We start from the raw sequence: 7,479 nt of genomic DNA on the forward strand, positions 1-7,479 counted from the left end.
CGCGCGCACCCCGGTCGCCGCGCGCTCCCAGCCGCCCCCGGACCGGCCCGGTCAGCCCGCCCGGCCCGTCGGCGCGCGGAACCTGCGGCGCGGGGGCGGGGGTACGGGTGGTGCGCGTGTCACGAGCGTGCCCGTGGCACTGATACGGTCACCCGACGTGGGGGAACACTACTTCGCGTCCAAGCCCGGGACGCCGAGCCGCCCGCGCTCGGTCGATCTCGTCCTGCCCGACCTGCACCTGCGGCTGCGGACCGACTCGGGCATGTTCTCCCCCGACCGGCTCGACCCGGGCACGCGGATCCTGCTGGAGACCGTCCCGCCGCCCCCCGGCCACGGGACGCTGCTGGACGTCGGCTGCGGCTACGGGCCGATCGCGCTGACGATGGCCCGGCGGGCGCCCGGCGCGGACGTCGTCGGCGTGGACGTCAACGAGCGGGCGCTGGAGCTGGCGCGGGAGAACGCGGCGGCGGCGGGCGTGGACAACGCCCGGTTCCTGCTGCCCGGCGACGTCGAACCCGGCCTGCGGTTCACCGCCCTGTGGTCGAACCCGCCGATCCGCATCGGCAAGGCCGCCCTGCACGACCTGCTGCTGACCTGGCTGCCGCGCCTCACCCCGGACGGCGCGGCGCACCTGGTCGTGCAGAAGCACCTGGGGTCGGACTCGCTGCAGCGCTGGCTGGAGCAGCAGGGGTTCCCGACCAGCCGTATCGCCTCACGCTCCGCCTACCGGGTCCTGCACGTCGCGGCCCGTCCGCAGGAAGGTCACCTCTGATGAGCACCGCACGCGACACCTCCGCCGCCCGTTCCGGCGACGGCGGCCGGCCGGCGCGCCGGCAGCTGCGGCCCACCGACGTCAAGCGGCTGAACCGGGACTGGCGGCGCCGCACCGGCGGGCGGCTGGGGCTGCTGGTGGAGTCGGTGACCCAGCCGTTCAACATGGGGTCGATCATCCGCAGCGCCGCGGTGTTCGGCGTGGAGCGCCTGTGGCTGGCGGGCAACGCGATCAGCGCCGACCACCGCAACGTCGCCAAGACCGCGCTGGGCACCGAGCGGCTGGTGCCGTGGGAGCACGCGGGGACGGTCGCCGACGCGGTCGCGGCGGTCCGCGCGCAGGGGCTGCGGCTGGTCGCGGTGGAGCTCACCGGCGACGCCGTCCCGCTGCACGAGGCGCCGCTGGACGGGGACGTGTGCCTGGCGGTCGGCGGCGAGGACCACGGCTGCTCCCCCGCGCTGCTCGCCGCCGCCGACGCGGTCGCCTACATCCCGCAGGTCGGGCGGGTGGGGTCGCTGAACGTGGCGGTCGCGACCGCCGTGGCGCTCGCCGAGGCCCGCCGCCGCGAATGGGCCGCCCCCACCGACTGACCCCGCTCCCGCTTCCCTCCCCCGGCTTCGCCGACCGTCCCGCCCCGGTCCCGGGCCGGACGGCGGTCTCATCGACGTCCGGCCGAGCGCCCGCCGGGGCCCCTGGATAGAAGCGGTCGTCGCAACGCTGCTGGACGGGGTCGCGGAGTGGCGGTGCCGCCCGGCCCGCGTCGCGTGGCCGTGCGGGCGCGTCGTCCGGGCGTCGTCCGGCTCTGGCCCGCGACGTGCTGTGGCGGGTGCGGGTGCGGGTGCGGCGGTCAGGCGGTGTAGGTCTCCATCAGGGCCGCGAACTCGGGCAGCGAGATCCGGCCGTCGCGGTCTCCGTCGGCCTGCACGACCACCTCGATCGCGCGGGTCTCGGAGATGTCCTGCCCGAGCGCGCGCATGAGGTTCCTCAGCTCCGCCGGTGAGATCTGCCCGTCGCCGTCGACGTCGACCATCTCGAACGTCGCGCGGTACTGCTCCGGATCGGCCATCGGCCCTCCCCTTGTCGTCCAGGTGACTGGTGGTCGGCAAGCGACCGTAGCACCCTGCCTGGACCGCCGCTTCGCCCCGGAACGTCCGAATGCGGGGAGCCGGCGGCCGACGCGACAACCGCGACGACAGCACGTGCGGCAGCAGCCGACAGGCCGCAGGGCCGCAGTCACGGCAGCCGCGCGGAAGTCTCCGCTTCTCCCTGGACCTGTCGGCAGTGCAGGAACGATCTCGTCCTCTACTGTCCCTAGCCTTGGCTCCGTGAGCGCAGCAGCCGCTCGCTCAGTGCCTCAGCCCCTTCTTCTCGGAACGGTGGAATGACCGACGTGCTGACCCTGCGGGGTCTCAACCGCGCCACGCTCGCCCGCCAGCACCTGCTCGAACGGGCGGACCTCCCGGCGATCGACATGGTCGAGCACCTGGCGGGCATGCAGTCGCAGGCGCCGCTCGCCCCGTACGTGGGGCTGTGGACCCGGCTGCGGGACTTCACCACCGACGAGCTGTCGGCCCTGACCGAGCAGCGCCGGGTCGTCCGGCTGCATCTGATGCGCAACACCGTCCATCTGGTCAGCGCGCGTGACTGCCTGGGCTGGCGTCCGCTGTTCCATTCCCTGTACGCCGCGCACCTCAACGGCCGCTTCCGCGACACGCTCCCCGGAGTGGACCCCGACGCGCTGGCCGAGCAGGCCCGGCGCCTGCTGCGGGAGCGTCCGCTCACCCGCGGGCGGCTCGGCGCGCTGCTCGCCGAGCGGTGGCCGGACGCCGAACCGGAGGCGCTGGCGCACGCGGCGACCCGCCGTCTGGCCCTGTGCCAGGTCCCGCCGCGCGGGGTGTGGGGCGCCGGCGGCGGCGCGGCGTGGGCGCCGGTTCAGGACTTCCTGGGCGCGCCGCTGCGCCCGGTGCCGGTGGACGCGCTCGTCCTGCGCTACCTCGGGGCGTTCGGTCCGGCGCAGGTCGCGGACGTGCAGGTGTGGTCGGGGCTGACGCGGCTGCGCGAGGTGGTGGAGCGGCTGCCCCTGCGGACGTTCCGCGGGCCGGACGGGCAGACCCTGTACGACCTGCCGGACGCGCCCCGCCCCGCCGGGGACACGCCCGCGCCACCACGGTTCCTGCCCGCCTACGACAACCTGCTGCTGTCGCACCGGGACCGGACCCGGGTGATCCTCGACGGTCGCGCGGTGCCGCTGCCGCCGGGCAACGGCGCGACCACCGGCACGTTCCTGGTCGACGGCATGTGGCAGGGCACCTGGCGCCTCCAGGACCGGGTCCTGCGCGTCGAGCCGTTCACCCCGCTGGGGCGGCCGGACCGCGACGCGCTGCTGGCGGAGGCCGCCCGGCTGTGTGCGTTCCTGGCGCCGCGGGAGACGTGCGACGTCGTCCTCGACGGACCGTAGCCGGGGGCCATAGCGCCGCTGGGCCGTGGCCGGCGGGGTCAGCGGACCCGGTCGTAGACCACGGTCATCTCGCCGAGCTTGCCGGTGTCCTGCCGGACCAGCGTCCACCTCGTGGCGGGCAGGCCGTCGTCGAACAGCCGCGCCCCGCCCCCGGCGACCTCCGGGCACACCATCAGGTACAGCCGGTCGACCAGGTCCGCCGCCAGCATCTGCTTGATGATGCTGGGGCTGGTGTTGACCAGGATGTCGCCCTCTCCGGCGGCCTTCAGCTCGGCGACGACGTCGGTGACGGGCGCGTCCACCAGCCGGGTCCGCTCCCAGGGCGCCTCGGTGAGGGTGCGGGAGAACACCACCTTGTCGACGCCGGTGAGCCAGCGCGCGTAGGCGCGGTCGCGGGGGTCGGCGTCCTCGTCGTCGGCGACCGGCGGCCAGTACTGCAGGAACCCCTCGGCGCTGCCGCGGCCGAGGACGGCGGTGGTGGCGCCGGAGACCAGGCGCACGAGGTGGTCGCGCGCGGTGTCGGTGGTGGCGTAGGGGACGATCGAGGCGATGTCGGCGGGCCCGCCGGGGCCGTGGTAGCGGCCGTCCAGGGTGATGCCGAGGTTCGCGGTGACGCGGCGTCCGGTGCTGGCGGTCATGACTGGCTCCTCATGTCGGTGTTTCCGGTTCGGTGTCGTTCGTGGGGCGCGAGCGTCGCGGCGAGCCGGTCGAGGCTCTGCCCGAAACCCAGCTCGATCCCCGCGACGAAGTCGGCGGCCTCGACCTCGACGGCGCTGCCGGTGACGCGGAAGTCCACATCCAGGTCGGTCCCCGCGCCGGTTTCGCTTCCGGCTCCTGTTTCGGTTCCGGTTCCGGTTTCGGTGGGGCGCAGGCGCATCTCGACGTGGGCGGTGAACGCCGCGCCACCGCCGGGCAGGCGCGGCGCGAGCCGGTACGCCAGCAGTTCCCCGGGCCGGACGTCCTCCACGGTGCCCTCGGCGCGTCCGGCGGGCGCGTCGGAGCCGTCCAGGTCCTCGGCGTCGCGGTACTCCTGGACGATCCGTCCGCCCGGCCGCGCCTCGAACACCAGCTCCGAGATCCGCAGGGCGTCCGGCGTCCACCACCGCGCCAGCAGCGACGCGTCGGTGAGGTGCCGCCACACCTCCTCGGGGGTCGCGGCCAGGGCACGGCGGAAGCGGAAGACGCGCCCGTCGGCCCATCCGGGGTCGCGGGCGGCGCGGCGTTCGGCGTCGATGGCGCGGGCGTGCCGCTCGTACTGTTCGGCGGGGCCGCCGGCGCGTTCGGCGAGGTCGGCCAGGCGGACGAGTTCGGCGGCCAGTTCCCGCAGCGGCCCGGGGCGCAGCGCGTAGATGCGGCGCTGCCCGACCCGGCGGGAGGTGACCAGCCCCGCGCGTTCGAGGGTCTGCAGGTGCTTGGTGGTCTGCGGTTGCCGCGCGCCGGCCAGCCCCGCGAGCACCCCGACGGGGCGGGGCCGGTCGGCGAGCAGGCCCACCAGGCGCAGGCGGACCGGGTCGGCCAGCGCGGACACGAGAACGTCCATATCCCCGAGTATTCCTCGAAACGAATATTCGTGTCAAGGAATAGGCGCGGGTCAGTGCCGCGACACCGGCGTCTCCACCTCCACCCGCGTCAACTTCGCCGGATTCCGGACGTAGTACAGGCCCGTGACCCGCCCGCCCTCGGTCCGCACCGCCATGACCCCGTCCAACTCCCCGTCCACCCGCACCACCAGCGCCGGCGCCCCGTTGACCATCGTGTGCCGCGTCGTCACCACATGCCCGTGCCGCCGGATCCCCCCGACCATGTACCGGCCGACCCGGTCCGCGCCCACCACCGGACGCAGCGCCGCCCGCTTCACACCACCGCCGTCCCCGACCAGCACGATGTCCGGCGCGAGCACGTCCATCAACCCCGCCAGATCCCCCGTCTCCAGCGCCCGCCGGAACGACTCCAGCACCGCACGCGCCTCCCCCGCCCCCACCACCCGCCGCGGACGCCGCGCGTCCACATGCCGCCGCGCCCGGTAGGCGATCTGCCGCACCGCCGCCGGACTCTTCCCCACCGCCTCCGCGATGTCCTCGTACCCGACCTCGAACACCTCCCGCAGCACGAACACCGCCCGCTCGGTCGGCGACAACGTCTCCAGCACCAGCATCAGCGCCATCGACATGCTCTCCGCCAGCTCCACGTCCTCCGCCACGTCCGGAGCCGTCAGCACCGGCTCCGGCAGCCACGGCCCCACATAGGACTCCCGGCGGCGCGCCAGCGTCCGCAGCCGGTTCAGCGCCTGCCGCGTGGTGATCCGGATCAGGTACGCCCGCGCGTCCCGCACCCGCCCCACCTCGACCCCCACCCACCGCAACCACGTCTCCTGCAGGACGTCCTCGGCGTCGGCCGCCGAACCGAGCATCTCGTAGGCCACCGTGAACAGCAGGTTGCGATGAGCGACGAACGCCTCGGTCGCCCACGCCGCCGCCGGACCGTCCGCCGTCTCCTCCGCGCCCTCCGCGTCCGTCGGTGCCGCCGTGCCCGTCGCGTCCTGGTCGGCCGCGCCCGCGACGGCACGCACGCCCTCGCCCCGCCCCGACCCGTCCCGCTCGCTCATGCCGCCGCCCCTCTCACCCTCACCCCGACCGGCCATCGGAGGTCTCTCGGCAAACAGACACCGGCCAGACCCACCACATAACACCCTGTGGCGCACCTCACCGCCCCACCCGCGCGCACCTCCCCGAGCCGCGCCACCACCCCGGCAACCATGATCACGTGTGGGAGACTGGCGCGCGCCCGACCACCTGCGACACCCCCGGGGGACCCACCATGGCCGCTGCCCGCATCACGCGCCCCAACGCGCGCTTCCAGCAGTGGGAAGCGCTCCTGCGCAACCAGAACAAACGCCAGCGCGCCGGAGAGTTCCTCCTCCAGGGCGTCCGCCCCATCACCCTCGCCGTCGAACACGGCTGGCCCGTCCGCGCCCTCATCCACGACGCCGACCGCCCCCTGTCCCGATGGGCCGCCGGCATCCTCGCCCGCACCGACGCCGAACACATCGCCATGTCCCCCGACCTGCTCCTCCAGCTCAGCGGCAAGGAACAGCAGACCCCCGAACTCGTCGCCGTCGTCGAACTCCCCGCCGACGACCTCACCCGCATCCCCGTCACCCCCACCTTCCTCGGCGCCGTGTTCGACCGCCCCACCGGCCCCGGCAACATCGGCACCCTCATCCGCTCCCTGGACGCCTTCGGCGGCGCCGGCCTCATCGTCACCGGCCACGCCGCCGACCCCTACGACCCCAAGGCCGTCCGCGCCTCCACCGGCTCCCTGCTCGCCCTGCCCGTCGTCCGCGTCCGCTCCCACCGCGACGTCCTCGACTGGACCGCCGCCCTGCACGCCGACGGCCGCCCCGTCCAGATCGTCGGCACCGACGAGCACGGCGACCGCGACATCGCCGACGTCGACCTCACCCGCCCCACCCTCCTGGTCATCGGCAACGAGACCCACGGACTCAGCGCCGGCTGGCGCGACGCCTGCGACATCATGTCCCGCATCCCCATCGGCGGCTCCGCCAGCTCCCTCAACGCCGCCAACGCCGCCACCGTCGCCCTCTACGAGGCCACCCGCCAACGAACCCGCCGCCCCTAACAACCCCCCGCGCGGCGCGCGCGCCTCGCGGGACACCGGCCCCCCCTTCCGCCGACCCTCCTCGCCCGGCACCACATTCACCCGCCCGAACACCGATGGACCCACGCGGCCCCCTTCGGGCAATCACGAATGTAAGGACCGACGACGAGAGGTCAGCAGATGCCCCGTCTGGGCTGGGCCACCAAAGAGACACGGCCCCCGGACCCCCCACCGACCCACCCGCTGGAAATGCGACCCGAACGGCCCGCGGACGCCGCGGTGATCCTCGAATCGCTCCGCGAACCCGAGCGCTTCGCCCTGCTGTTCCACCGGCACGCCCAGGCCATCGGCCGCTACGTCACCCGCCGCCTGGGCCCCGGCCCCGCCGAGGACATCGTGGCCGAGACGTTCCTGGTCGCCTTCCGCGAACGCCGCCGCTTCGACACCGCCGGCCCCGACGCACGCCCCTGGCTGTACGGGATCGCCACCAACCTCGTCCGCCGCCACAGACGCGACGAGGTCCGCCTCCTGCGCGCCCTGGCCCGCACCGGCGCCGACCCGGTCACCGAGTCCTTCGCCGACGCCGCCGACGCCCGGCTCAGCGCCGGCGCGGCGGGCCGCGGCCTGGCCG

The 7,479-nt window shown here is 74.9% G+C and carries 9 protein-coding genes; 5 read left to right on the forward strand and 4 right to left on the reverse strand.

The features are described 5' to 3' along the window. Positions 1-157 precede the first annotated feature (157 nt). Both DZF91_RS31190 and DZF91_RS31195 read left to right on the forward strand, forming a co-directional pair. Positions 158-772, forward strand: a complete 615-nt coding sequence (locus DZF91_RS31190; RefSeq protein ID WP_117360658.1) for a class I SAM-dependent methyltransferase — start codon at positions 158-160, stop codon at positions 770-772. After that, the gene (locus tag DZF91_RS31195) at positions 772-1,362 is read left to right on the forward strand and encodes a TrmH family RNA methyltransferase (protein WP_117360659.1); all 591 of its coding nucleotides are present in this window, start codon (positions 772-774) and stop codon (positions 1,360-1,362) included. The genes DZF91_RS31190 and DZF91_RS31195 overlap by 1 nt, the downstream gene beginning before the upstream one ends. A gap of 257 nt (positions 1,363-1,619) precedes the next feature. Here the strand turns inward: DZF91_RS31195 and DZF91_RS31200 are convergent, their stop codons facing one another. After that, complete coding sequence (locus tag DZF91_RS31200; protein ID WP_117360660.1) at positions 1,620-1,838, reverse strand: EF-hand domain-containing protein; 219 nt, start codon at positions 1,836-1,838, stop codon at positions 1,620-1,622. A gap of 315 nt (positions 1,839-2,153) precedes the next feature. Between DZF91_RS31200 and DZF91_RS31205 the strand changes: the two genes are divergently transcribed. Beyond that, the gene (locus DZF91_RS31205) at positions 2,154-3,230 is read left to right on the forward strand and encodes a winged helix DNA-binding domain-containing protein (RefSeq protein WP_117360661.1); all 1,077 of its coding nucleotides are present in this window, start codon (positions 2,154-2,156) and stop codon (positions 3,228-3,230) included. Between the two features lie 38 nt (positions 3,231-3,268). Here the strand turns inward: DZF91_RS31205 and DZF91_RS31210 are convergent, their stop codons facing one another. From DZF91_RS31210 to DZF91_RS31220, 3 genes are read right to left on the reverse strand one after another with little or no spacing between them, the layout of a single operon-like run. Further along, a complete protein-coding gene (locus DZF91_RS31210) occupies positions 3,269-3,868 on the reverse strand; it encodes a dihydrofolate reductase family protein (RefSeq protein ID WP_117360662.1) in 600 nt (199 codons plus the stop codon). Next, a complete protein-coding gene (locus tag DZF91_RS31215; RefSeq protein ID WP_117360663.1) occupies positions 3,865-4,770 on the reverse strand; it encodes a metalloregulator ArsR/SmtB family transcription factor in 906 nt (301 codons plus the stop codon). The genes DZF91_RS31210 and DZF91_RS31215 overlap by 4 nt, the downstream gene beginning before the upstream one ends. A gap of 51 nt (positions 4,771-4,821) precedes the next feature. Next, positions 4,822-5,640, reverse strand: coding sequence for an RNA polymerase sigma-70 factor (locus DZF91_RS31220; protein ID WP_235834691.1), 819 nt, complete (start codon positions 5,638-5,640; stop codon positions 4,822-4,824). Positions 5,641-6,047: 407 nt separating this feature from the next. On the opposite strand from DZF91_RS31220, the gene DZF91_RS31225 reads away from it, so the two are divergent. Both DZF91_RS31225 and DZF91_RS31230 read left to right on the forward strand, forming a co-directional pair. After that, positions 6,048-6,869, forward strand: coding sequence for a TrmH family RNA methyltransferase (locus tag DZF91_RS31225; protein ID WP_117360665.1), 822 nt, complete (start codon positions 6,048-6,050; stop codon positions 6,867-6,869). A gap of 228 nt (positions 6,870-7,097) precedes the next feature. Further along, the coding region (locus DZF91_RS31230; protein WP_268915990.1) for an RNA polymerase sigma factor at positions 7,098-7,479 on the forward strand (382 nt) is incomplete at its 3' end.

The organism is Actinomadura logoneensis (genome assembly GCF_003428695.1).
In the GTDB taxonomy this organism is placed as follows: Bacteria; Actinomycetota; Actinomycetes; order Streptosporangiales; family Streptosporangiaceae; genus Spirillospora; species Spirillospora logoneensis.

Bases quoted from the DNA above. Each gene is read 5' to 3' on its own strand.
- DZF91_RS31195 (WP_117360659.1), top strand. From the start codon at position 772: ATGAGCACCGCACGCGACACCTCCGCCGCCCGTTCCGGCGACGGCGGC.
- DZF91_RS31200 (WP_117360660.1), bottom strand. From the start codon at position 1,838: ATGGCCGATCCGGAGCAGTACCGCGCGACGTTCGAGATGGTCGACGTC.
- DZF91_RS31205 (WP_117360661.1), top strand. From the start codon at position 2,154: ATGACCGACGTGCTGACCCTGCGGGGTCTCAACCGCGCCACGCTCGCC.
- DZF91_RS31210 (WP_117360662.1), bottom strand. From the start codon at position 3,868: ATGACCGCCAGCACCGGACGCCGCGTCACCGCGAACCTCGGCATCACC.
- DZF91_RS31215 (WP_117360663.1), bottom strand. From the start codon at position 4,770: ATGGACGTTCTCGTGTCCGCGCTGGCCGACCCGGTCCGCCTGCGCCTG.
- DZF91_RS31220 (WP_235834691.1), bottom strand. From the start codon at position 5,640: ATGCTCGGTTCGGCGGCCGACGCCGAGGACGTCCTGCAGGAGACGTGG.
- DZF91_RS31225 (WP_117360665.1), top strand. From the start codon at position 6,048: ATGGCCGCTGCCCGCATCACGCGCCCCAACGCGCGCTTCCAGCAGTGG.